We start from the raw sequence: 22,223 nt of genomic DNA, 5'->3' as shown, positions 1-22,223 counted from the left end.
CTGTGCGACGATCGGGTTCATGAGTGGGGGAGCAGACGAGGGCCCGAGACGGGTCGGTCGGCCACGCGCCGAGCGGCTGAGACCGGAGAGCGGCCGGCCGCCGCGCGAGGAACTCCTCTGCGCGGCGGCCGAGTTGTTCACCGCCCAGGGGTACGCGGCGACCACCACGCGGGCGGTCGCCGGGCGGGCCGGAATGCGCCAGGCCACGATGTACCACTACTTCGGCGGCAAGGAGGAACTCCTCGCCGAACTGCTGGAGTCCACCGTCGCGCCCTCCCTGGTCCTGGCCCGCCGGCTGCTCGCCGAAGCCGGCCGGCCCGCCGCGCGCCGGCTGTGGGAGCTGTGCCGCTCCGACGTGCTCCTGCTGTGCGGGGGCCCGTACAACCTGGGGGCGCTCTACCTGCTGCCCGAGGTGGGCGGCGCGCGCTTCGCGCAGTTCCGCCGGATGCGCGCGGAACTCAAGCACGCCTACCGGGTGTTGCTCGACGGGACGTGCGCGGGCGCCGAACTGGCCGGGGACGGTGCGGGGCTGACGCTCCGCAACGACCTGGTCTTCGGACTGATCGAGGGCGTCATGCTGATCCACCGGGCCGATCCGGCGCGGCCGGTGACGGCCTTCGCGGAGGCCACCGCCGACGCGGCGCTGCGGATCGCGGGGGTCCGCCTTCCCCGGGGCCAGGGGGACGAGGCTTAGGGTCCGGCCTCCCAGGCCGGGCGGTCGTCCCAGGCCTGGAGGGTGCGGCCGCTCTCGAAGCGGTGGACGGTCCCGGTGACCGGATCGGTGAACTCCAGGAGCCGGGCCAGCAGCTGCAGGGGCCGGCGGTAGTCGTCCGGGGCCGGATCGGTCACCTCCGGATACACCGGATCACCCAGGATGGGCAGGCCCAGGCCGTTCATGTGCACGCGCAGCTGATGGGTGCGTCCGGTGCGCGGGGTCAGCCGGTAGCGGCCCAGGTCCCCGCAGGTGCCGATCAGTTCGATCAGGCTCTCGGCATTGGGCTCGGCGCCGGGCACCTCGGTCGCCGCGATCACCCCGCGGGCCTTCTCGATCCGGCTGCGGACCGTGCGCGGCAGGGCGAGCGCCGGGTCGTGGACCGCCAGGGCCTCGTACTCCTTGTGGACCTCGCGCCGCTGGAAGAGGAGCTGGTACGCACCGCGGTCCTCGGGCCGGATGCTGAACATCACCAGGCCGGCCGTCAGCCGGTCCAGGCGGTGCGCCGGGCTGAGCGCGGGCAGGTCCAGCTCCTCGCGGAGCCGGGCCAGGGCGGTCTCGGTGATGTGGCTGCCGCGCGGGGTCGTCGCCAGGAAGTGCGGCTTGTCCACGACCAGCAGGTGCGGGTCCCGGTGGACGACGCGGACCGCGAACGGCACCGGGGGCTCGGGCTCCATGTCCCGGTGGAACCACAGGTAGCCGCCCGGCTCGTACGGGTCCCGGGCGTGCAGGACGCGCCCGCCGGGGCCGAGCACCCGGCCGGCGGCCAGCAGGCGCGCGATGGAATCGGCGCCGCGGGTGCCGGCGTAGCGGTCGGTGAGGTAGCCGCCGAGGTCCGGCCACATTCCGTCCGGGTCGGGCGGCAGCCGCAGCCGGACCGGGTCGATGCCGGCCCGCTGGGGGAGGGGCGAGGGGGGTGCCTGGGCTCTGCGTCTCATCGGGGGACAGGCTATGCGGCTACCGCTGGGTGAAGGTGCCCAGGTGCTCGGCGTCGAGGTACTCGACGCGGAGCGTGCCGTCGGCGAAGAACACCCCGGTGCGGCCGACCGCGTTCTCGCCCGCGGTCACGAAGCTGAAGGTGTCGCCGTCGTAGTGGGTGAGCGGGAAGCGCAGCGGCTTCGGGCCCAGCGCCAGGGTGAGCGCGCCGTCGTCGGCCGCGGTCACGGTCGCCTTGCCGTAGTAGGGGTTGTCGTAGGTGCCGGTGTACGCGGCGCTGTCCCGGGCGGGCTTCGCACCGGCGGGCGGGTGGGCGTAGTCGGTGGTGGAGGCGTCCTGCGGGGCGAGCGCGGTGGCGTAGGCCGACGCGGCCAGCGCGAGCCAGTCGGTGCTGACCTTGCCGTGCTCCGCGTAGTCGAAGAAGTCCAGGGCCACGGCGTCGGGGAGGCCGACGGGGGCCCCGTTGGTCAGGACGACGATGCCGAGCTGCTCCAGGGGGAGCATGGTGACGTTGGTGTTGGCGCCGAGGTCGAAGGCGCCGGAGTGGCTCAGGCGCAGGCGGCCCGCACTGTCGTAGCTCACGTTCCAGCCGAGCCCGTAGAAGCTGGTGGTGCCGACGGCGTTGGCCGGCTGCGACACGATCTCGGGCAGGTGGGTGCGGGCGAGGGTGTCGGCGGGGACGATCCGCTTCCCGTCGAGGGTGCCGCCGGCCAGTTGCAGGCGCAGCCAGCGGGCCATGTCGGTGGCGGTGGAGCTGACGCCGCCGGCCGGGGCCTGGGCGTCCGGGTCGCGGACGAAGCGGGGGCTCCAGGTGCCGTTCGGGTTCTTGACGTGGGTCGAGGCGTGGTCCGGGGCGTTGACGAAGTCGTCGAACCCGGTGCTCGTACGGGTCATGCCGGCGGGCTTGAACAGGGTGTCCGCGCTGAGCTTCTGCCAGCTGGTGCCCTTGGCGCGGGCCACGGCCTCGGCGGCCGCGGTGAACCCGAAGTTGGTGTAGGCGTAGCTCGCGCGGAACGGGGAGAGGGGTTCGAGGCGCAGGTGGTCGAGGATGTACGCCTGGTCGTAGCCGAGGTCTTCGAGGAGGTCGCCGGCGTGATCGGGCAGGCCGCTGCGGTGGGAGAACAGGTCGGCGGTGGTCACGTGGTCGGTGACCCAGGGGTCCTTGAGGGAGAACCCCGGGAGGGTGGTGCGGCGGTCCCACTCGGCGGGGTCGGTGAGGGTGCCGGCCACGACCGTGGAGGAGACGGGCTTGGAGAGGGACGCGATCTGGAAGACGGTGTCGGGGCCGACCTTGGCGCTCTCGCCGGTCCTGCGCAGCCCGTAGCCCTTGATGTGGACGACCTTGTCGTCGTGGACGACGGCCACGGACACGCCGGGGACGCCGGTGCGGCGCATCATGTCCGCGACGGTCTGGTCGAGGCGGGCGACGGCCTTGTCGACTGCGTCGTCGCTGATCAGGGGGCGGGGTGGGGGTGGGGGGCTGGGCGCGGCCGTGGCCGCCGCGGCGGTGAGGAGGGTTGCGGCGGCGGCTGCCCCCAGTGCGTGGAGCGTACGCATGGCGCCATTGTCCTGCCGGACGGGTGGGGGCGCGCGGGCTGGCTCCTGCCGCTTGGCTCCCGCCGGGGGTGCGGGTGCGTGGCCGCGGGTGCGTGCGCGGGTGCGGCGCCGCTGCTGGGGCTCCGCCCCAGACCCCGCGCCTCAAACGCCGGCGGGGCTGAAAGAGCGCCTCAAACGCCGGCGGGGCTGGGGTGGCGCGGCGGGGCTGGGGTGGTGGGGTGAGGCTGCGGGGTCGGGGCTTTGGCCCGGACCCCGGGCATCAGGCGTCGGCAGGAGGAAGGTTACGCCGCTGCGGCGTGGTCCTGTTCGGCTTCGATCGTGGCGTTCCAGTCGCGCTTGATCGCGCGCCAGCCCTCGTCCGTTTCGCCCAGGCGCCAGTAGCCCGAGATCGAGAGGCGTTCGCGGGGGATGCCGCGTTCGAGGCGGAGGTGGCGGCGGAGGTCCTTGACGAAGCCGGCCTCGCCGTGGACGAAGGCGTGGACGTCCGTGGAGGGGAACTCCAGGCCGGTGACCGCCTCCACCAGGGCCTCGCCGATCGGGCGGCCGGCGCGGTGGAGCCAGACCGGGACGACGCCGTCGGGGGTGGCGACCTTCAGCTCGTCCTCCGGGCCCTCGATCTCCACGAAGGCGTGGACCCGGGCGCCCACCGGCATCCGCTCCATCGCGGCGGCGATCGCCGGCAGCGCGCTCTCGTCGCCGACCAGGAGGTGCCAGGAGGCCGTCGGGTCCGGGGCGTAGGAGCCGCCGGGGCCGAGGAAGCGCACGCGCTCGCCCGGCTGCACCCGCGCCGCCCAGGGGCCGGCCACGCCCTCGTCGCCGTGGACGACGAAGTCGAGGGTCAGCTCCAGGTGCGCGGGGTCCCAGCTCCGTACCGTGTACGCGCGCTGGCGCGGCCACTGCGCCCGCGGGAAGTGCGCGCGGATCTGCTCCAGGTCCCAGGGCTCGGGATAGACGACGCCTGTCGGGGGGAACAGGATCTTGACGTAGTGGTCGGTGTACTCGCCCGCGCCGAATTCGGCCAGGCCCTCACCGCCCAGCACGAGCCGCACCATGTGCGGCGAGAGCCGCTCGGTGCGTACGACGACGGCGGTGCCGACGGTGCGGGCGCGTCCTTCTGCCACGGTGTCTCCCCTGACTCCCCTGAAACTTAGCCTTACCTAAGTTAGCACCTCAGCGGAGCAGTGCGCTGCTCAGTCGGGAGACTGCTCCACCGAGACCCCACCGATGGGCTAGTGCCTCGACCAGTTCGGGCCGTGCGGGAGCCGTCGGAAGGGCCGGATCGAACGGCGGCAGCGGCACGTCCGAGGCCACCTGGACCACCTTCGGGGCCACGGCCAGATACGGTCGGGACTCGTCCAGCCGCTTGCGCTGAGTGGGGGTCAGCTTCGACTTCGGATCGTCGACCGCCGCGATGATTCCGGCCAGGCTGCCGTACGCGTCGAGGAGCTTGGCCGCCGTCTTCTCGCCGATGCCGGGGACGCCCGGCAGGCCGTCGCTCGGGTCCCCGCGCAGCAGCGCCAGGTCGGCGTAGCCGGGGCCGTCGACCCCGTACTTCCCCCGCAGCCAGGCCTCGTCGGTGACCTGGAGGGTGCCGACGCCCTTCAGGGGGTACAGGACCCGGCGTTGCCGGGCGTCGTCCACCAGCTGGTAGAGGTCGCGGTCGCCCGTGACGATGTCCACCGGGCCACTGGCGCGGGCCGTCAGCGTGCCGATCACGTCGTCCGCCTCGTATCCGGCGACGCCCACCCGGGCGATGCCGAAGGCGTCCAGCGCCGCCTCGATGATGGGCACCTGGGGGGCGAGGGTGTCCGGGGTCTCCTCGACGTCGGGTCCGGTCTCGGTCTCCTCGGCGACCCGGTGCGCCTTGTAGGAGGGGATCAGCTCCACCCGCCAGTGCGGCCGCCAGTCGGCGTCCATGCACGCCACCAGATCGTCCGGCCGGTGGTCCTGCACGAGCCGGCCGATGAAGTCGAGCAGCCCGCGCACCGCGTTGACCGGCGTGCCGTCGGGGGCCTTCACGGAGTCCGGCACGCCGAAGTAGGCGCGGTAGTAGAGGGAGGCGGTGTCCAGGAGCATCAGGCGTCGTGTCGTCACGGAGACGATGATGCCGCAACGCTTCGGCACGGACCGTGAGCGGTCGGGTACGGGAAGAGCCGTGCACGCGAAACCGGGGGCGGTTGCTGCGTAAGGTGCTTACAGCACACCGATGTGCGACGGACATGGGGAGGGCAGCCCCGACATGAACGACAGGGACGGCACCGACGGTACGGACGGTACGGACGGCCTGAGCGACAAGCTGACCGACAGGGACGAGAAGAGCAAGGACAAGGACGGCAAGGAGCCGCTGCGCGTGGGAGTGGCGGTGCGCAAGCGGCGCCGCGCGCTGCACCTCACGCTGGCCGCCGTGTCGGCGCGCAGCGGTCTGTCGGTGCCCTTCCTGAGCCAGATAGAGAACGAGCGGGCCCGGCCCAGCATGCGGTCCCTGGAGCGGGTCGCGGACGCGCTGGAGACCACGGCCGTCGAGCTGCTGGCCGCCTCCGACACCGCGCGCACGGTGGACCTCGTACGGGCCGGCGACGAGTCCGGGCTGGGTCCGGTGCAGGGCGTACGGCCCCTCGTGCGCGGGCACCACCAGCTGCACGCGCTGGAGTTCACCGGGGACCAGGACGCCGGGCGCGAGTACCAGCACCGCAACGACGAACTGATGTACGTGGTCGAGGGTGCCTGCCAGGTCGAGGCGGAGGGGCGGGCGTACCGGCTGGAGAGCGGGGACGCGCTGTTCCTGTCGGGGGGCGTGCGCCACCGCTGGCGGGCCGTCACCGAGGACACCCGGCTCCTGGTGGTCGCGGTGGGCGAGCACATCCACGCCACCTCCGAGCCGCCCTCGCCCGAGCACTGAGCCGGTGCGCGTCGTCTCGCTGGTGCCCTCGCTGACGGAGGCGGTGGCGGTGAGTGCCCCCGGCCTGCTGGCCGGGGTCACGGACTGGTGCACGCACCCCGCCGACCTCGGGGACGCGGTGCGGATCGGGGGGACGAAGGACCCCGACGTACGGAGGATCGCGGAGCTGCGCCCCGACCTGGTCATCGCCAACGAGGAGGAGAACCGGGCCCCGGACCTCGCGGCCCTGCGGGCGGCCGGGCTGGAGGTGCTGGTCACCGAGGTACGGGACCTCCCGCAGGCGCTGCGGGAGCTGGACCGGGTGCTGGTGCGGGCGCTGGGGCTGAAGAGGCCGGGGTGGCTGGCGGACGCGGAGCGTGCGTGGGCCCGGGCGGAGCCGGTCGGCGCGCTCACCGCTTTCGTGCCGATCTGGCGGCGGCCGTGGATGGTGCTGGGCCGGGACACCTTCGCCGGGGACCTGCTGGCGCGGCTGGGCGTCCGCAACGTGTACGCCGGGCACCCGGAGCGCTATCCGCGGGTTCCGGTGGAGGAGCTCGCGGCGGCCGGCTGCGATCTGGTGGTGCTCCCGGACGAGCCGTACCGCTTCACGGCCGAGGACGGCCCGGAGGCCTTCCCCGGCCTGCCGGCCGCCCTGCTCAGCGGCCGCCACCTCACCTGGTACGGGCCTTCGCTCGCCGAGGCCCCGGCCGTACTGGCCGGGGCCCTGCGGGCGGCGCGCTGACGGGGATTTCGTACCCTGCGGGGATGCGTACCGGAAGAACGTTTGCCCTGGTCACCGGAGCGGCGCTGCTCGCGGCAGCCTGCGCCGCGCCCGCCTCGTCCCCCTCGGCCGCCCCGTCGACGGCGGCGCCGTCGACGCCGTCGGCCCAGGCCCCGTCCGCCCCGGGCCCGTCCGCCCCGGCGGGGGCCGGGCGGCTCGATGGCGGCGAACTCCAGGCCCGGTGGTGGAACTGGGCCGCTTCCAGCCCCGCGCGTTCCAATCCCGTGAAGGACCCGGACGGTACCTTCTGCGCCGAGAACCAGCCCGGCGACGTCTGGTTCCTCGCCGGCAGCTTCGGCGAGAAGAGGCAGCGCACCTGCTCGGTGCCCGCCGGGCGGCCGGTGGCCTTTCCCCTGGTCAACCTGGTCGCCGACGCAACCGACTGCGCGAGCTGGATGAAGGGGGCGAAGGGCGCCGCGGTGCTGGACGGCAGGCCCTTGACGGTGGAGCGGTACGAGGGCTCCGAGATCCGGCTGAAGGGCGTCGAGGGGAATCCGGTGACGACCGGGGCGGGCAGCTTCGGCGGACTGGCCTGCGGCCTGTGGGTGCAGATCGACCCGCTGTCGCCCGGCGCCCACACCCTGCGGATCGAGGGCTCGTCCGGCTCCTTCGAGCTTTCCGTGGGGTACGAGCTCCAGGTCGGCTAGCCGGCGAGCAGGCGGCCGGTGAACAGGCCGCGCAGGGTGTGGGCGGCGGCGGCCAGCCAGGCGGTCACCAGGGCCAGGAACAGCGCGGTGGCGAGCCAGGCGAAGGCGGTCAGGCCCGTGTGGTGGGCCAGGCCGGTGGCGCCGGTGACGCAGGTGCCGAGGGGGAAGGTCAGGGCCCACCAGGTCATCGCGAAGCCCATGCCGCCCCGGGCGGCGCGGACCAGCATGGCCGCGGCGAGGGCCAGCCACATCAGCGCGAATCCCATCACGGGGACCCCGTAGACGACGGCGAAGGCGCTCAGCGCTCCGGCGTAGGGGGCGCCGATCGACTGGTGGGCGACGTCGGCGAGCTGGTTCACGGCGGTGGTGGACTGGCCGAGGGGGCCCAGGACCAGGAAGAGGGTGGGGGTCAGGGCCAGGGGGAGGGGGCCGCCGACGATCAGCCGGCCGAAGATCAGGGGGAGCATCAGCAGGATGGCGAGCAGGCTCATGCCGAACATGGCGTAGCAGGCGAGCAGCAGGGCCTCGCGGGGCTGGCCGGCGGGCAGGTGGGGGATCAGCAGGGGGCCGAGGGCCGCGGAGACCATCGGGGCGACCAGGGGGAGCAGCCAGACGGGGGTGGCCTGGCGGGGCTCGACCTTGTGGCGCACCACCATCAGGTAGGGCACGACCACGGCCATGACCAGGCCGATCGCGGTGCCGACCGTGAAGAGGACGGCGTCCACGGCGACGGCCGCGCCGGTCCCGATGAGGTCCTTGCCGACGATGAGGGTGCCGCCGCCGACGGCCAGCAGGGCCATGGACAGACAGCCGTAGAAGGGGGCGACGGCGGGGTCGAGGAGGTGGGCGCGGGCCTGGTCGCGGTGGTGGATCCAGTGGCCGGCGCGGGCGGTGAGCAGGACGGCGAGGACGGCGGCGGACAGCGCCCAGACGAGCTGGCAGGCCACGCGCTGGCCGGGCAGCTGGTACGGGAGGGTCGCGCCGGCGTTGGCGATGATCGCCGTGCCCATGACGGACGCGTACCAGTTGGGGCCGAGGTGCCGCAGCGCGGGGGCCTTGTGGGCCCGGACTGCGGGGGTGATGTGGGTGCGGGGTCGCACGAGGGTGGTGGCCATGGACCCAGCCTCGCGCCGGGGCGGACAGGGCGGCAGAGACCATCCCTCTATGAGGTCATAAACTGATGTTATGGGTAACGAGGAGTGGGTTCCGCTGGCGCACCGGGTGCCGGACCTGGGCGCGATGGAACTGCTGCTCGCGGTCGCGCGGGTCGGCAGCCTGAGCGGCGCCGCCCGGCGGCTGGGCATCACCCAGCCCGCGGCGAGCAGCCGGATCCGGGCGATGGAGACGCGGCTCGGCGTGGCCCTGGTGGACCGCTCGCCGCGGGGGTCGACGCTGACGGCCGAGGGCGCGCTCGTCACGGACTGGGCCCGGCGGGTGGTGGAGGCGGCGGAGGCCTTCGACGCGGGGGCGCAGGCGCTGCGGGGCCGGCGGGACTCGCGGCTGCGGGTGGCGGCCAGCATGACGATCGCGGAGTACCTGCTGCCGGGGTGGCTGATCGCGCTGCGCGGGGAACGGCCCGACACGGCGGTGTCCCTGCACGCCGGGAACTCGGCGGTCGTCGCCGAACGGGTCCTCACGCACGAGGCCGACCTCGGTTTCGTGGAGGGGCTGACGGTGCCGGAGGGGCTGGACTCGGCGGTGATCGCGCAGGACCGGCTGGTGGTGGCGGTGGCGCCGGGGCACGCGTGGGCGCGGCGCTCGCGGGGGGTCGAGGCGGCGGAACTGGCCGCGATGCCGCTGATCCTGCGGGAGCGGGGGTCGGGGACGCGGCAGGTACTGGACGCGGCGCTGGCCGGGTGCGGCGGGCTGGCGGCGCCGCTGCTGGAACTGGCCTCGACCACCGCGGTGAAGGCGGCGGCGCTGGGCGGTGCGGGGCCGTGCGTCCTGTCGGAGCTGGCGGTGGGGGACGAGCTGGCGGCGCGGCGGCTGGTGGAGGTGCCGGTGTCGGGGGCGGGGCTGGGCCGGGCCCTGCGGGCGGTCTGGCCGGCCGGTTCCCGCCCGGCGGGCCCGGCGCGCGATCTGCTGTCGCTGACCCGCCGCCTTTCCCCGCCGGGGGCCGCCGGCTGAGGCGCGGCTTGAAGACCGGGGCTCCGCCCCGGACCCCGCGCCTCAAACGCCGGCGGGGCCGGAATTTGTCAGGACACCGGTACCGCGCTGCGGATCGTGGCCGCTTCGATCAGGGACGACATCACGCGGGTGTCCTTGTCCCGTTCCGGGTGCCATTGGACGCCCAGGATCCAGCGGTCGGGGTCGGGGACCTCGATCGCCTCCACCGTGCCGTCCAGCGCGTGGGCCGAGACGACCAGGCCGCGGCCCAGGCGGTCCACGGCCTGGTGGTGGTAGGTCGGGACCTGCGCCTCCTCCGGGACCAGCTCCGCGTACCGGGTGCCCGGGACCGGGCGGACCGGGTGCCAGGACGTGCCGCCGGGGGCGTCGACGTGGCCGTCGATGTGCTGGATCAGCGTGCCGCCCAGGGCCACGTTCAGCGCCTGCATGCCCCGGCAGATGCCGAGCAGGGGCGTGTCGGAGTCGAGTGCGGCGGCGATCAGGGCCAGTTCCCAGCGGTCGCGGACCGTCGCCGGGGCGCCCGTACGGGGGTCGCGCGCGGCGCCGTAGTGGACCGGGTCCACGTCCGGGCCGCCCGCGACCACCAGGCCGTCCACCCGGCTCAGCACCTCCGCCGCCGACCCGGGTTCGTCCGGCGGGAGCAGCACGGCCGCGCCGCCCGCCGCCTGGACGAGTTCGTAGTACCCGGTCGGTACGAGGGACGTCGGGAGGTCCCACACGCCGTAGCGGGTGGATTCCTCGACGTAGGTGGTGATGCCGATGAGCGGCCTGGGCACGTTCGTTACCTCCGGCAGGGAGCGGTGGGGCAGGGCAGGGACAGGGTTTCAGTCACGGCTCAGTTCCGCCTCGGCTTCCGCCAGAGCCGCGAACTCCTCCTCGGGGGCCGAGGCCACGAGGTGGTGCCGACTGTAGATCGCGAAGTAGGCGAGGGCGACGGCGTACACGGCCAGGGCGATGAACGCGGCGTCCTTGTCCACCAGGAAGGTGGCGACCAGGGCCGACAGGGCGAGTGCGAAGGCCACCGAGGAGGTCAGGATCCCGCCCGGGGTGCGGTACGGGCGCTCCAGGTCCGGCTCCCGGCGGCGCAGCACGATGTGGGAGAGGGCCATCAGGGCGTAGGAGATGGTGGCGCCGAACACCGCGATGTTCAGCATCCGCGCGCCGTTCCCGGTGGCGGCGGCCAGGGCGAAGCCGATCGCGCCGGGGATGACGAGGCCGAGGTACGGGGCCTTGCGCTTCGAGGTGAGCGAGAGGAAGCGGGGCAGGTAGCCGGCGCGCGAGAGGGCGAAGAGCTGGCGCGAGCCCGCGTAGATGAGGGAGAAGAAGGAGGCCACGAGGCCGGCCAGGCCCGCGTAGTTCACGAAGCGACTGAGTGCGGTCGGGCCGTCGTCCCCCTCCAGGGCGACGACGAGCGGGTTGCCGGCCGCCTTGACGGCGTCGGCGCCCTGGGCGCCGGTCGCGGCGAAGAAGGTGATCAGCGCGAGCAGGGCGAGGATGCCCATGGAGATGGCGAGCGCCTTCGGCATGGAGCGGACCGGGTCCTTCGCCTCCTCGGCCGCCAGCGGTACGCCCTCGACGCCGAGGAAGAACCACATGCCGAAGGGGAACGCTGCCCAGATGCCCAGGAGCCCCATCGGCAGCCAGGAGTTCGAGCCGAAGGCGTCGGCGTCGACCGGGATGTCGTTGAGGCCGTCGGCGCTGAACTCGGTGAAGGCGCCAACGGCGAAGATGAGCAGTGCGGCGACGGCGATCGCGGTCACGACGAGGCTGAAGCGGAGCGCTTCGCCCACGCCCCAGAGGTGGACGCCGATGAAGATCACGAAGCAGCCGAGGTAGACCGGCCAGCTGGAGGTGAGGCCGAACAGGCCGAGGGATTCGACGTAGTCGCCGATGAAGATGACGATCGCGGCCGGGGCCAGGATGTACTCGATGAGGATGGCGGTGCCGGTGAGGAAGCCGCCCCAGGGGCCCAGCGCGCGGCGGGCGAAACCGTAGCCGCCGCCCGCGGTCGGCAGGATGGTGGACAGCTCCGCGAGGGAGAAGACCAGACAGGCGTACATCGCGCCCATGAGGACGGTGGCGATGGCGAGACCGCCGAAGCCGCCCTTGTCGAGGCCGACGTTCCAGCCGGAGAAGTCGCCGGAGACGACGTAGGCGACGCCGAGACCGGTCAGGAGCAGCCAGCCGGCGCTGCCGCGGCGCAGAGTTCGGCGCTCCAGATAGTCGTCCGCGCCTGGGTCGCCGCCCTCGGCGGACTTGGTGGGTGCGGGTACGGCTGCCAGCCGTGCCTCGATGTCGTCGGCCATCGTGCGCTCCTGCCTCAGGGCAATGGTTGTGGGGCGTACCTTTGCTCTTGTGGAGTGGAGAGCGCAAGACCTCTGCGTTAAACAGAAGTTACGAAACCCTCCCCGGCCCCTCGTTCCGGTTCCGCTCCCGGCCCCCTTTCCGGCCCGCTCCCGGCCCCCTTCCGGTTCCGCTCAGGCCAGGAAGCCCCGCAGCAGCGCCGCCGTGCCGCAGCAGTGCTCGCGCATCGTCTCGCGCGCCCCGGCCGCGTCCCGTGCCAGCACCGATTCCACCAGTGCGGTGTGCTGCTGCTGCGAGTGCTCCAGGTTGCGCACGAGCAGCGGGATGCAGTCCAGCAGGTCGTTGACGGTGGCGCGGACGGCCGCGTACTGGGCCGTGAGGGTGGCGGATCCGGCGAGCTCGCACAGGGTGAGGTGGAAGAGCGTGTCCTGGCGGCGGTAGTCGGCGAGCGGGGCGTCGTGCGTGGCCGCGAGTGCGGCGAGCAGCCGTTCGGCGCCCTCCTCGGTCAGCCCCTGGGAGGCGCACAGCCCGGCCGCCCCCACCTCCAGCACCTCGCGGAACCGCAGCGCGTCCTCGATGTCCACCCCCGCGACGCGCCGGCGCAGCTCCTCCTCGGCGCCGCCCGCCGGGGTGTCGGGGCGGGGCAGCACGAACGTTCCGCCGTACCGCCCGCGCCGGGCCTCCACCAGGCCCTGGTCCTGCAGTACCTTCAGCACCTCGCGCAGGGTGACCCGGCTGATACCCATCCGCTCCGCCAGTTCGCGCTCGGGCGGCAGCCGTTCGCCGCCCGGCACGAGGCCCAGCCGGACCACCTGGAGGATCTGCTCCAGCGCCTCCTCGAACCCGTTGCCCGCCCGCACCTGCCGCAGCACGGGATTCAGCCGCGCGATCGCGTCGCCTTCACTCGCCGTATCGGTCATCTCGGCTCCGCCCCTTCCCAAGCAATGGTTCTATTCAATACCTTAGGCGCTCTCGGCTCACCGAAGGAGAGATTCCCGTGGTAGACCGCATGCCGCCGCTCGCGCCCGAGGAGCTCCGCTCCCTCGTCGCCAGCGGCGAGATCGACACAGTGGTCCTGGCCTTCCCCGACATGCAGGGGCGGCTCCAGGGCAAGCGGTTCGCCGCACAGTTCTTCCTCGACGAGGTCCTCGAGCACGGCACGGAGGGCTGCAACTACCTCCTCGCCGTCGACACGGACATGAACACCGTCGACGGGTACGAGATGTCCTCCTGGGACCGGGGCTACGGCGACTTCGCCATGCACCCCGACCTCGCCACCCTGCGCCGCATCCCCTGGAACCCGGGCAGCGCCTTCCTCCTCGCCGACCTCGCCTGGAACGACGGCTCGCCCGTCGTCGCCGCGCCCCGGCAGATCCTGCGCCGCCAGCTGGAGCGCCTCGCCGAGCACGGCTTCACCGCGATGGTCGGCACCGAGCTGGAGTTCATGGTGTTCCAGGACACCTACGAGCAGGCCTGGAACTCCGGCTACCGCGGCCTGACCCCCGCCAACCAGTACAACATCGACTACTCCGTCCTCGGGACCGGCCGCATCGAACCCCTGCTGCGCCGCATCCGCAACGAGATGCAGGCCGCGGGCCTGATCGTGGAGTCGGCCAAGGGGGAGTGCAACCTCGGCCAGCACGAGATCGCCTTCCGCTACGACGAGGCGCTCACCACCTGCGACCAGCACTCCGTCTACAAGACCGGGGCCAAGGAGATCGCTTCCCAGGAAGGCGTCTCGCTGACCTTCATGGCGAAGTTCGACGAGCGCGAGGGCAACTCCTGTCACATCCACCTCTCGCTCGCTGATGCCGACGGACGCAACGCGATGGCCGGGGACGGACCAGGCGGAATGTCACCGGTGATGCGGCACTTCCTGGCCGGCCAGCTGGCCGCGCTGCGCGACTTCTCCCTTCTCTACGCCCCCAACATCAACTCGTACAAGCGTTTCCGGCCGGGATCCTTCGCGCCGACCGCCGTCGCCTGGGGCGTGGACAACCGGACCTGCGCGCTCCGAGTGGTCGGCCACGGCCGCTCGATGCGCTTCGAGAACCGCCTCCCCGGCGGCGACGTCAACCCGTACCTCGCCGTCTCCGGCCTCGTCGCGGCCGGGCTCTACGGCATCGAGAACCGGCTGGAGCTGCCCGAGGCGTGCGGCGGAAACGCCTACACCGCCGACTACGCGCACGTGCCGGCCACCCTGCGCGAGGCCGCCGAGCTCTGGGAGAACAGCGAGATCGCCAAGGCCGCCTTCGGCCCCGAAGTGGTCGCCCACTACCGGAACATGGCCCGCGTGGAACTCGACGCGTACGACTCCGCGGTCACCGACTGGGAGCTGCGCCGCTCCTTCGAACGCCTGTAGCCACCGCACGCCACCGAACCACCGAAAGTCTGTGAGGCAACACGTGTCCGATGAGCTGGCCCCACTCACTCTGCGAGTGCTGAATCCGGCCACCGAGGAAACCGTCGCCGTCGTCCCGGCCGCCACACGGGACGATGTCGACGCCGCCGTCGCCCGGGCCGCCGCGGCCCAGCGCGCGTGGGCGGCCGCCGCCCCCGCCGACAGGGCCCGGCTGCTGCGCCGCTTCGCCGCGGTCGTCGACGGCCACATCGAGGAACTGGCGCAGCTGGAGGTCCGCGAAGCCGGTCACACCATCGGCAACGCCCGCTGGGAAGCCGGCAACGTACGCGACCTCCTCGACTTCGCCGCCGGGGGAGTGGAGCGGCTCTCCGGCCGCCAGATCCCCGTCGCCGGCGGCATCGACGTCACCTTCCTCGAACCCCTCGGCGTCATCGGCGTGATCGCCCCCTGGAACTTCCCCATGCCGATCGCCGCCTGGGGCCTGGCCCCGGCCCTCGCCGCCGGCAACGCCGTCATCCTCAAGCCCGCCGAGACCACCCCGCTGACCGCGCTGCGCCTCGCCGAACTCGCCCTCGAGGCCGGGATCCCCGAGCACCTCTTCCAGGTGCTCCCCGGCCACGGGGCGGTCGCGGGCGACGCGCTCGTCGAACACCCCGGCGTGGCCAAGATCGTCTTCACCGGTTCCACCCGCGTCGGCAAGCAGATCATGGCCAAGTGCGCCGACCGGGTGAAGCGCGTCACCCTCGAACTCGGCGGCAAGAGCCCCAACATCGTCTTCGCCGACGCCGACATCGAGGCGGCCGCCGCGGCAGCGCCGATGGCCTTCCTCGACAACACCGGCCAGGACTGCTGCGCCCGCACCCGCATCCTCGTACAGCGCTCCGTCTACGACCGCTTCCTGGAGCTCGTCGCTCCCGGCATCGCCGCCGTCGCCGTCGGCGACCCGCTCGACGAGAAGACGCAGATGGGCCCGCTGATCTCGCGGACCCAGCTGGAGCGCGTAGGGTCCTTCGTCACCGACGACCTCACCGCGATCCGCGGCACCGCCCCCGAGGGCCCCGGCTTCTGGTATCCGCCGACCCTCGTCACGGACGTCGCCCCCAGCGCGCCCGTGGCCGCCGAGGAGGTCTTCGGACCGGTCGCCGTCGTCCTGCCCTTCGAGGACGAGGAGGACGCCGTACGCCTGGCCAACGCGACCGAGTACGGGCTCTCCGGCTCCCTCTGGACCCGCGACATCGGCCGCGCCCTGCGCGTCTCGCGCGCCGTCGCCGCCGGGAACCTGTCCGTCAACTCCCACAGCAGCGTCCGCTACTGGACCCCCTTCGGCGGCTACAAGCAGTCCGGCCTCGGCCGCGAGCTCGGCCCCGACGCCCTCACCGCTTTCACCGAGACCAAGAACGTCTTCATCAGCACGGAGGCCTGAAGAACATGACCAGCCAGACCCCTGAAGAGATCGTCTGCCGCCGCCTGGTCGGCCGTACCGCCGTCATCACCGGAGCCGGCAGCGGCATCGGCCTCGCCACCGCCCGGCGCCTCGCGTCCGAGGGCGCCAGCATCGTCTGCGGCGACATCGACGAGACGGCCGGCAAGGCCGCCGCCGAGGAGGTCGGCGGGACCTACGTGAAGGTGGACGTCACCGACAAGGAGCAGGTCGACGCCCTGTTCAAGACGGCCTTCGACACCTACGGCTCCGTCGACATCGCCTTCAACAACGCGGGCATCTCGCCCCCGGACGACGACTCCATCCTCACCACCGAGCTCGACGCCTGGCGGCGGGTCCAGGACGTCAACCTCACCTCCGTCTACCTGTGCTGCAAGGCGGCCCTGCCCTACATGCAGCGCCAGGGCCGTGGCTCGATCATCAACACCGCCTCCTTCGTGGCGATCATGGGCGCCGCGACCTCCCAGATCTCCTACACCGCGTCCAAGGGCGGCGTCCTGGCCATGTCCCGCGAGCTCGGCGTGCAGTTCGCCCGCGAGGGCATCCGCGTCAACGCCCTGTGCCCGGGGCCGGTCAACACCCCGCTGCTCCAGGAGCTGTTCGCCAAGGACCCCGAGCGCGCCGCCCGCCGCCTCGTGCACATCCCGCTGGGCCGCTTCGCCGAGCCCACCGAGATCGCCGCCGCCGTGGCCTTCCTCGCCAGCGACGACTCCTCCTTCATCAACGCCACCGACTTCCTCGTCGACGGCGGGATCTCCGGCGCGTACGTCACCCCGCTGTAGACCACCCCGCCACAGCCCACCCCGCGGTGGACCACACCCCGTTCCGGACCGGCCGGGCGCCCTCGGGCGCCCGGCTGTTCCGTGCCCGAACCCCGAGGAGCAGCATGCGCAGCAACAGAACCGCCACCCTCGCCCTCATCGCGGCCGCCGGCTCCGGGCTCCTGCTGGCCCCGCCCGCCGAGGCGGACCAGAGCCACTGCCGCCGGGCGACGGTCGGCTCCGGCTGGTACGGCGACAACCAGGCCCGGCTCCAGGAGCTCATCGACCAGTACGGAAGCTGCAACCCGTACCGGCCGGGCCGCGCCAAACCCGTCGCCGTCTTCGACTGGGACAACACCGTCGTCAAGAACGACGTCGGCGATGCCACCATGTTCTGGCTGCTGCGCAACGGAAAGATCCGCCGCCCCGCCGACTGGGCCGCCACCAGCCGCTTCCTCACCCCGGCCGCCGCCACCGCCCTCGCCGGCGCCTGTGACGCCCTCGCCCGCCCCGGCGCCCCGCTGCCCACCGCAACCCCCGGCGGAGCCGGCTGCGCGGACGAGATCAACGCCGTCTACGGGACCGCCGCGACCCGCTCCGGCGCCGCCGCCTTCGCCGGCTGGGACCGCCGCACCACCGAGCCCGCGTACTCCTGGCTGCCCCAGCTCATGCAGGGCTGGACCGCCCGCGAGATCCGCGGCTTCGCCGCCGCCGCCCGCGCCGAGAACCTCGCCGCGCCCGTCGGCGCCGTGCAGCAGGTCGGCAGCGGCACCGCCACCGGCTGGGTGCGCTACTACGAGCAGCAGAAGGACCTCATCGGCACGCTGCGGAAGGCCGGCTTCGACGTCTGGATCAGCTCGGCCTCGCCCCAGCCGGTCGTCGAGGTGTGGGCCAAGGGCGTCGGTATCGACGCGGACCACGTCATAGGCATCCGCAACACCACCACCCACGGCGGGAGGCTCACCTCCCACCTGCAGGGCTGCGGATCCGTCCGGGACGGCGCCGACACGATGATCACCTACATCGACGGCAAGCGCTGCTGGATCAACAAGGAGATCTTCGGGGTGCGCGGCGCGGCCGCCGAGAAGGTCCAGCCCGCCGCCCGCCGCCAGGTGTTCGCCGCCGGCGACTCCGACACCGACATCTCCTTCCTGCGCGACGCCACCGCCCTGCGGCTCGTCGTGAACCGCAACAAGAACGAGCTGATGTGCCGGGCGTACGACAACAGCGACGGCCGCTGGATCGTCAACCCCATGTTCATCGAGCCCAAGAAGCAGAAGACCGGCCCCTACCCGTGCGCGACGACGGGCTACGTCGACCACGACGGCACCAAGGGACCGGTCCTGCGCGGCGACACCAGCGTCATCCCCGACCAGACGGACTCCGTGTTCCAGGACCCGGCCCCGCTGGTACAGAGCTAGAGGAAGGTACGGCCCTCGCCCCGGTAGGTCGGGGCGGTGGCCGTCACCCGGTCCCCCTCCACCAGGTGCAGCGTGTCGAAGCGCTCGCACAGCTCGCCCGCCTTCGCGTGCCGGAACCACACCCGGTCGCCGATCAGCAGATCGTCGGCCGGGCCGCCCAGCAGCGGGGTCTGCACCTCGCCGGCCCCCTCCTGGGGGTCGTAGCGCAGCCCCTGCGGCAGGTACGGAACCGGCAGCCGGTCGGCGCCGGCCGCGCCCGAGGCCGGGTAGCCGCCCCCGAGCACCGTCACCACGCCCACACCGGGCCTGCGCACCACCGGCTGCGCGAACAGCGCCGCCGGACGCCCGCTGAAGGAGGTGTAGTTGTCGAACAGCCGCGGCACGTACAGCCCCGACCCGGCGGCCACCTCCGTCACCGCGTCCTCGGCGGCCGTCTGCTGCACACTGCCGGTCCCGCCGCCGTTGACGAACTCCAGGTCCGGTACGACGGCCCGCACGGCCCGCACCACCTCGGCCCGCCGCGCCGCGAGCTCCCTGCGGGCCGCGCCCTGCATCACCCGGATGACCCGGGAGCGCAGCGGCCGGCCGGCCAGCGCGTCCCCGACCCCGGCGACGTGGCCCTCGTACGCCATCAGGCCCACCACCCGGAACCCCGGCCGGGCCGAGACCGCACGGGCCAGCGCGGCGAGCTGCGCCGGCTCGCGCAGCGGGGACCGGCGGGCCCCGACCCGGACCCGGCCGCCGAACAGCTGCAGGGCGGTGTCCAGTTCCAGACAGACGCGGATCTCCTCGGCGCCCCCGTCGCGCGCCCCGTCGATCAGCTCCAGCTGCGCGGGATCGTCGACCATCACCGTGACGGCGCCGGCCAGCTTGGCGTCGTTCGCCAGCTCGGCGAAGCCGGCCCGGTCGGCGGAGGGGTACGCGAGGAGCACGTCCTCGAACCCGGACCGGGCCAGCCACAGCGACTCGGCCAGGGTGTACGACATGATCCCGGCGAACCCGGGCCGGGCCAGCACGCGTTCGAGCAGCGCACGGCACCGGACCGACTTGCTGGCGACCCGGACCGGCTTCCCGCCGGCCCGGCGCACGAGGTCGTCGGCATTGGCGTCGAAGGCGTCGAGGTCCACGATGGCCAGCGGCGCGTCCAGGTGCGCGGTCGCCCGGTCGTACCGGGCGCGGTCGGCGGCGGGGGAGTTCATGGGCGGCAGCTTGCCAGAGGTCTCTACCGGTGGGTAGGGGTCGGCGGCCGCCGGAGGCGGGGACACCGGCCCCGCGGAGCCCCGCCGGGGACCCCGTAGAGTACGGGCAGGCAGCCGTACGGAACGGGGGGCGGAGCCGCCGGATGACCACGACGACACCGCGGACCACGATTCCGGGCGAGCCCGATCCGTGGTCCCCGCCGCCCCAGCCCGCGCACGCCCCGCCGCGCCGCCACCCCGGACGCGTCCTCGCCGCCGCGCTCTGCCTCCTCCTCGGGGGCGGCCTCGTCGGCGGCGCCGCCGTCACCACCTGGGCCGAACACCGCGCCGCGAACCGTCCGTTGCCCGCCGACGCCGCCTACCGCAAGGCCGAGTCGCTGTGGCGGGCCGCGCCCGTGGACACCCTGCTCCCGCCCGTCCTGGCCGGCCCCGCCGCCGGCCCCGGCGGCTCCGACCGGACCTGGACCCGCGTCGCGCTCGCACCCGACGCCGACTGCGCGGCCGCCCTGGCCGCCGACTGGCAGGGCCTGTTGGCCACCACCGGCTGCACCCGCGTGCTCCGCGCCACCTACACGGACGCCACCCACAGCTCCCTGATCACCGTCGGCCTGGTCTTCACCCCCGCCGGCGCCCCCGAGATGACCGCCCTCACCGGCCGGCTCACCGCCCCGCCCGCGTACGGCTTCCCCGACGGACAGCGCGCCGCCTGGACCGCGTCCGTACGCGACGAGGCCCCCGTCGTGGTCTACGCCGTCTCCGCCTTCGCCGACGGCCGCCCGCTGGACGCGCCCCGCCCCGCCGAGGACCTGATGAAGAAGGACGCCGCCGGAGCCGCCGCCCATGCGGGCCTCGGACACGAGGCCAAGGCGGTCGCCGCCCGCATCGGGGACGGCGTGGCGCTGCTCGCATCGCCGCCCGCCGCGCCGCCCGCCGCGCCGTCCGCCTCGGCTGAGCCGAAGGCCGTCCGATGACCCCGCGACGGGCGCTCGGGCGGGCCGCCGCAGCCCTGACCGCCGCCGCCCTCCTCACGGCCGCCACCGCGTTCCCGGCTGCCGCCGACACCATCCGCGACCGCCAGTGGGGCCTGCTCGCGCTCCGCGCCGAGGAGGCCTGGGGCACCACCCGGGGCGACGGGGTGACCGTCGCCGTCCTCGACACCGGCGTCGACGAGTCCCACCCCGACCTCACCGGGCAGGTCCTCGCGGGCACCGACCTCATCGGCATGGGCGCGGGCCCCGGCGACCGCGCCTGGGCCCGCCACGGCACCGCCATGGCGAGCATCATCGCCGGGCACGGCCACGGACCCAGCCGCGGCCAGGGCGTCCTCGGAATCGCCCCGCAGGCACGGATCCTGCCGGTCCGGGTGATCCTCGAAGAAGGTGACCCGGGCCGCGGCAAGGCCCGCGACAGCAAGGGCGGGGCCCTCGCGGAGGGCATCCGCTGGGCCGCCGACCACGGCGCCGACGTGATCAACCTGTCCCTCGGCGACGACAGCGAATCCGCCCACCACGAGGCGGGCGAGGACGAGGCCGTCCAGTACGCGCTCGCCAAGGGCGTGGTCGTCGTCGCCTCCGCGGGCAACGGCGGCGAAACGGGCGACCGCGTGTCCTACCCGGCCGCCTACCCGGGAGTGATCGCCGTCACCGCCGTGGACCGCCGCGGCAAGAAGGCCAAGTTCTCCACCCGCAACTGGTACGCCACCGTCAGCGCCCCCGGCGTCGACGTGGTCATCGCCGACCCCGACCGCTCCTACTACGAGGGCTGGGGCACCAGCGCCGCCGCGGCCTTCGTCTCCGGCGCCGCGGCCCTGATCAAGGCCGAGCACCCGGACCTCGCCCCGGCCCAGATCAAGAAGCTGCTGGAGGACACGGCCTCCGACTCCCCGCCCGGCGGCCGCGACGACGCCCGCGGCCACGGCACGGTGGATCCCGTCGCCGCCCTCCAGGCCGCCGAGTCGATGCAGGCCGAGGCCGCGGTGCCCGCCCCCGCCGCGGCCGGGTCCACGTACTTCGGCCCCGGCCCCGAGCCGGTCCGCCCGCCCGAGCGGAGCGCCCGGTTCGGAGCCCCGGCGGCCGCGGTCGCGGGGGTGGTGCTGCTCGTACTGGCCGCCGTACTGGGCCGGCGCCCGCGGCGGGGCACCCGGGGCCGCGACCGTGGGCCCCTCACGGCGCCCTCGCACCCGGCACAGTAGGGTCGGGTAACTGTGGCGAACATGGCGAACAAGAACATTCCCGACCCGGGCTTCTCCGACGACGACGGTTCGGCCGATCCCCGGCTGACCGCGGCCCTGGCCGCCTGGTCCGAGGACCGGGCCAAGGAGCCCGAAGTGCTGGCCGCCCTCAAGGGGGCCCGGCTGCTGGTCCCCGTCGTCGCCGTCCTCGGCGAGGTGGAGACCGACCCGGAGACGGGCCTGAAGCGCGAGAAGACCAGCGACATGGCCGTCCCGACGCTCCGGGCCGGCGACCGGCGGGCCCTGCCCGCCTTCACCTCGACCGCCTCGCTCGCGCTCTGGGACCCGGCCGCCCGCCCGGTGGCGGTCCCGCTGCACCAGGCCCTGGCCGCCGCCGCGCACGAGAAGGCCGACACCGTGGTCCTGGACCTGGCCGGGCCCGTCGCCTACCAGCTGACCGGCCCCGCGCTGCTGGCCCTCGCCGAAGGCCGTACGGACACGGACCCGCTGGCCGACCCCGCCGTACGGGAAGCCGTACGGGAGGCGGTGGCCGCGGAGCCGGCCGTGCTCCGCGCCCACCTCGGCCCGGGCGGCGCGGACGCCGACGGCACCCTCGCGATCGTGCTGGCCGGCGGGGCGCAGGCGCCCGCCGCGGCCCGCCGCGTCGCCGAGGCCCTGGCGGCGGACACCACCCTGCGGGCCCGGCTGGTGCGCGGGCTGGACCTGGCGCTGCTGCCGGCGGACGCGCCGCTCCCGCCGGGCGAGGCGCTGTTCACCCGCTGAGAAGAGCCGAGAAGAAGCAACAGAAGAGGAGAGGCGGGGGGGCGGGGGGGGGGCCCGGGGGGGCCCCCCCCCCCCGCCCGGGGGGGGGGGGGCGCGGGGGGGGGGCGGGGGGGGGGCGGGGGGGCGGGGGGGCCGGGCCCAACG

21 protein-coding genes are annotated in these 22,223 nt (G+C 74.0%); 12 read left to right on the top strand and 9 right to left on the bottom strand.

What is annotated here, in order from left to right; all coding sequences use genetic code 11:
- The first annotated feature begins 19 nt into the window (after positions 1–19).
- The gene (locus tag ACFYZ4_RS31150) at positions 20–694 is read left to right on the top strand and encodes a helix-turn-helix domain-containing protein (protein WP_390785391.1); all 675 of its coding nucleotides are present in this window, start codon (positions 20–22) and stop codon (positions 692–694) included.
- Here ACFYZ4_RS31150 and ACFYZ4_RS31145 read toward each other — a convergent pair.
- The 4 genes from ACFYZ4_RS31145 to ACFYZ4_RS31130 form a co-directional block, all read right to left on the bottom strand.
- Positions 691–1,650: a pseudouridine synthase gene (locus ACFYZ4_RS31145; RefSeq protein ID WP_390785390.1), complete on the bottom strand. Its 960-nt coding sequence runs from the start codon at positions 1,648–1,650 to the stop codon at positions 691–693. The two genes, ACFYZ4_RS31150 and ACFYZ4_RS31145, sit on opposite strands and share 4 nt — an antisense overlap.
- 19 nt (positions 1,651–1,669) lie before the next feature.
- Positions 1,670–3,205, bottom strand: a complete 1,536-nt coding sequence (locus ACFYZ4_RS31140; protein WP_351295738.1) for a serine hydrolase — start codon at positions 3,203–3,205, stop codon at positions 1,670–1,672.
- A gap of 281 nt (positions 3,206–3,486) precedes the next feature.
- The gene (locus tag ACFYZ4_RS31135; RefSeq protein ID WP_351295741.1) at positions 3,487–4,326 is read right to left on the bottom strand and encodes a siderophore-interacting protein; all 840 of its coding nucleotides are present in this window, start codon (positions 4,324–4,326) and stop codon (positions 3,487–3,489) included.
- A 49-nt stretch (positions 4,327–4,375) separates the two neighbouring features.
- Positions 4,376–5,281, bottom strand: coding sequence for a 5'-3' exonuclease H3TH domain-containing protein (locus ACFYZ4_RS31130; RefSeq protein WP_384347792.1), 906 nt, complete (start codon positions 5,279–5,281; stop codon positions 4,376–4,378).
- A 274-nt stretch (positions 5,282–5,555) separates the two neighbouring features.
- Between ACFYZ4_RS31130 and ACFYZ4_RS31125 the strand changes: the two genes are divergently transcribed.
- Genes ACFYZ4_RS31125 through ACFYZ4_RS31115 form a run of 3 tightly spaced genes read left to right on the top strand, consistent with a single transcriptional unit; the run spans position 5,556 to position 7,511 of the window.
- Positions 5,556–6,104: an XRE family transcriptional regulator gene (locus ACFYZ4_RS31125; RefSeq protein WP_351295765.1), complete on the top strand. Its 549-nt coding sequence runs from the start codon at positions 5,556–5,558 to the stop codon at positions 6,102–6,104.
- A gap of 4 nt (positions 6,105–6,108) precedes the next feature.
- The gene (locus ACFYZ4_RS31120; protein ID WP_390785389.1) at positions 6,109–6,825 is read left to right on the top strand and encodes a helical backbone metal receptor; all 717 of its coding nucleotides are present in this window, start codon (positions 6,109–6,111) and stop codon (positions 6,823–6,825) included.
- 23 nt (positions 6,826–6,848) lie between these two features.
- Positions 6,849–7,511: a signal protein gene (locus tag ACFYZ4_RS31115; protein ID WP_390785388.1), complete on the top strand. Its 663-nt coding sequence runs from the start codon at positions 6,849–6,851 to the stop codon at positions 7,509–7,511.
- On the opposite strand, the gene ACFYZ4_RS31110 is transcribed toward ACFYZ4_RS31115, so the two are convergent.
- A complete protein-coding gene (locus ACFYZ4_RS31110) occupies positions 7,508–8,626 on the bottom strand; it encodes a TDT family transporter (RefSeq protein ID WP_390785387.1) in 1,119 nt (372 codons plus the stop codon). The genes ACFYZ4_RS31115 and ACFYZ4_RS31110 overlap by 4 nt on opposite strands.
- A 70-nt stretch (positions 8,627–8,696) precedes the next feature.
- Between ACFYZ4_RS31110 and ACFYZ4_RS31105 the strand changes: the two genes are divergently transcribed.
- Positions 8,697–9,638 carry a LysR family transcriptional regulator gene (locus ACFYZ4_RS31105; protein WP_390785386.1) on the top strand — a complete coding sequence of 314 codons (942 nt, stop codon included), beginning with the start codon at positions 8,697–8,699 and terminating at the stop codon, positions 9,636–9,638.
- 68 nt (positions 9,639–9,706) lie between these two features.
- Here ACFYZ4_RS31105 and ACFYZ4_RS31100 read toward each other — a convergent pair whose 3' ends face one another.
- The 3 genes from ACFYZ4_RS31100 to ACFYZ4_RS31090 form a co-directional block, all read right to left on the bottom strand.
- The gene (locus ACFYZ4_RS31100) at positions 9,707–10,414 is read right to left on the bottom strand and encodes a gamma-glutamyl-gamma-aminobutyrate hydrolase family protein (RefSeq protein ID WP_390785385.1); all 708 of its coding nucleotides are present in this window, start codon (positions 10,412–10,414) and stop codon (positions 9,707–9,709) included.
- Between the two features lie 48 nt (positions 10,415–10,462).
- A complete protein-coding gene (gene eat, locus ACFYZ4_RS31095) occupies positions 10,463–11,944 on the bottom strand; it encodes an ethanolamine permease (RefSeq protein WP_351302861.1) in 1,482 nt (493 codons plus the stop codon).
- A 171-nt stretch (positions 11,945–12,115) separates the two neighbouring features.
- Positions 12,116–12,862 (bottom strand): FCD domain-containing protein, encoded by a 747-nt coding sequence (locus tag ACFYZ4_RS31090; RefSeq protein WP_351302858.1) that lies wholly within the window; start codon positions 12,860–12,862, stop codon positions 12,116–12,118.
- Positions 12,863–12,939: 77 nt separating this feature from the next.
- Here ACFYZ4_RS31090 and ACFYZ4_RS31085 point away from each other — a divergent pair, with 77 nt between their 5' ends.
- The 4 genes from ACFYZ4_RS31085 to ACFYZ4_RS31070 all read left to right on the top strand — a co-directional run bounded on the left by ACFYZ4_RS31085 (position 12,940) and on the right by ACFYZ4_RS31070 (position 17,927).
- On the top strand, positions 12,940–14,304 hold the full coding sequence (locus ACFYZ4_RS31085; protein ID WP_351302855.1) for a glutamine synthetase family protein: 1,365 nt from the start codon (positions 12,940–12,942) through the stop codon (positions 14,302–14,304).
- Between the two features lie 76 nt (positions 14,305–14,380).
- Positions 14,381–15,727: an aldehyde dehydrogenase family protein gene (locus ACFYZ4_RS31080; protein ID WP_390785384.1), complete on the top strand. Its 1,347-nt coding sequence runs from the start codon at positions 14,381–14,383 to the stop codon at positions 15,725–15,727.
- 5 nt (positions 15,728–15,732) lie between these two features.
- Positions 15,733–16,527, top strand: coding sequence for a 3-oxoacyl-ACP reductase (locus ACFYZ4_RS31075; RefSeq protein WP_351302849.1), 795 nt, complete (start codon positions 15,733–15,735; stop codon positions 16,525–16,527).
- Between the two features lie 104 nt (positions 16,528–16,631).
- Complete coding sequence (locus ACFYZ4_RS31070) at positions 16,632–17,927, top strand: haloacid dehalogenase-like hydrolase (protein WP_390785383.1); 1,296 nt, start codon at positions 16,632–16,634, stop codon at positions 17,925–17,927.
- Here the strand turns inward: ACFYZ4_RS31070 and ACFYZ4_RS31065 are convergent.
- Complete coding sequence (locus ACFYZ4_RS31065; protein ID WP_390785382.1) at positions 17,924–19,126, bottom strand: amino acid deaminase/aldolase; 1,203 nt, start codon at positions 19,124–19,126, stop codon at positions 17,924–17,926. The genes ACFYZ4_RS31070 and ACFYZ4_RS31065 overlap by 4 nt on opposite strands.
- A gap of 143 nt (positions 19,127–19,269) precedes the next feature.
- Here ACFYZ4_RS31065 and ACFYZ4_RS31060 point away from each other — a divergent pair, with 143 nt between their 5' ends.
- From ACFYZ4_RS31060 to ACFYZ4_RS31050, 3 genes are read left to right on the top strand one after another with little or no spacing between them, the layout of a single operon-like run.
- Positions 19,270–20,097 carry a hypothetical protein gene (locus ACFYZ4_RS31060; RefSeq protein ID WP_390785381.1) on the top strand — a complete coding sequence of 276 codons (828 nt, stop codon included), beginning with the start codon at positions 19,270–19,272 and terminating at the stop codon, positions 20,095–20,097.
- Positions 20,094–21,317, top strand: coding sequence for a type VII secretion-associated serine protease mycosin (gene mycP, locus ACFYZ4_RS31055; RefSeq protein ID WP_390785380.1), 1,224 nt, complete (start codon positions 20,094–20,096; stop codon positions 21,315–21,317). The genes ACFYZ4_RS31060 and mycP overlap by 4 nt, the downstream gene beginning before the upstream one ends.
- 21 nt (positions 21,318–21,338) lie before the next feature.
- Positions 21,339–22,079 carry an SseB family protein gene (locus tag ACFYZ4_RS31050; RefSeq protein WP_390785379.1) on the top strand — a complete coding sequence of 247 codons (741 nt, stop codon included), beginning with the start codon at positions 21,339–21,341 and terminating at the stop codon, positions 22,077–22,079.
- Positions 22,080–22,223: the final 144 nt, after the last annotated feature.

The sequence above is a fragment of the Streptomyces sp. NPDC001513 genome (genome assembly GCF_042894695.1).
In the GTDB taxonomy this organism is placed as follows: Bacteria; Actinomycetota; Actinomycetes; order Streptomycetales; family Streptomycetaceae; genus Streptomyces.
Note: the sequence above shows the minus strand (reverse complement) of the source record. Positions and strands in the feature narration are given on the sequence as shown.